Annotated in this window: 1 protein-coding gene; it reads right to left on the bottom strand. The window is 61.5% G+C overall.

The genetic code is table 11. The features are described from left to right. On the bottom strand, positions 1-1,554 hold a 1,554-nt coding region (locus ACODTD_RS28785), incomplete at both ends, for a beta strand repeat-containing protein (protein WP_489105445.1).

Here is a 1,554-nt window from a genome sequence, read left to right as displayed (position 1 = left end):
AGGTTTTCCAGGTTGGCGCCCAGCGTCCAGCTGACCGAGGTCTGCACGGTGTCGATTTCGCTGGCGCTGGTGCCGGTTTCAATGACCACGTCCAGAGCGTTGTCGACGACGTAAGTGTCATTGCCGGCTCCGCCGTTCATGACGTCCGTGCCGAGGCCGCCATTGAGTACGTTGTTGCCGGCATTGCCGATCAACACGTTATTCAAGGCGTTGCCAGCGGCGTTGAGGTTGTCGCCACCCAGCAGGGTCAGATTCTCGACGTTAGCGCCCAGGCTGTAATTGATCCAGGAGAGCACGGTGTCGACTTCGCTTGGCGAAGCGTTGTTTTCGATCACCACGTCACCGACGTTATCGACGATGTAAGTGTCGTTGCCCGCGCCGCCGCTCAGGGTGTCCGCACCGCCCAGACCATCGAGCACGTTGTTGCCGGCGTTGCCGATCAGGGTGTTGTTGAGGGCATTGCCGACGGCGCTGAGGCTGTCGCTGCCGAGCATGGTCAGGTTTTCGACGTTGCTGCTCAGGCCATAGCTGATCCAGGACAGGACGGTGTCGATCTCGGTTGGCGAGGCATTGGTTTCGATGATGGTGTCGGCGGCGGTGTCGACGATGTAAGTATCGTTGCCGGCACCGCCATTCATGATGTCCGCGCCACCCAGGCCGTCGAGCACGTTGTCGCCGGCGTTGCCGATCAGGGTGTTGCCGAGGGCATTGCCGACACCGGCCAGGTTGGCGCTGCCGAGCAGGGTGAGGTTTTCCAGGTTGGCGCCCAGTGTCCAGCTGATCGACGACTGCACGGTGTCGATTTCGCTGCTGCTGGTGCCGGTTTCAATAACCACGTCCAGGGCATTGTCGACGACGTAAGTATCGTTGCCGGCGCCGCCGTTCATGATGTCCGTGCCGAGGCCACCATTGAGTACGTTGTTGCCGGCATTGCCGATCAACACGTTATTCAAGGCGTTGCCAGCGGCGTTGAGGTTGTCGCCACCCAGCAGGGTCAGGTTCTCGACGTTAGCGCCCAGGCTGTAATTGATCCAGGAGAGCACGGTGTCGACTTCGCTTGGCGAAGCGTTGTTTTCGATCACCACGTCACCGACGTTATCGACGATGTAAGTGTCGTTGCCCGCGCCGCCGCTCAGGGTGTCGGCGCCGCCCAGACCATCGAGCACGTTGTTGCCGGCGTTGCCGATCAGGATGTTGTTGAGGGCATTGCCGACGGCGCTGAGGCTGTCGCTGCCGAGCATGGTCAGGTTTTCGACGTTGCTGCTCAGGCCATAGCTGATCCAGGACAGGACGGTGTCGATCTCGGTCGGCGAGGCATTGGTTTCGATGATGGTGTCGGCGGCATTGTCGACGATGTAAGTGTCGTTGCCGGCACCACCGTTCATGATGTCCGCACCGCCCAGGCCGTCGAGCACGTTGTCGCCGGCGTTGCCGATCAGGGTGTTGCCGAGGGCATTGCCGACGCCGGCCAGGTTGGCGCTGCCGAGCAGGGTGAGGTTTTCCAGGTTGGCGCCCAGCGTCCAGCTGACCGAGGTCTGCACGGTGTCGATTTCG

Source organism: Pseudomonas sp. FG35 (assembly GCF_057809295.1).
Note: the sequence above shows the minus strand (reverse complement) of the source record. Positions and strands in the feature narration are given on the sequence as shown.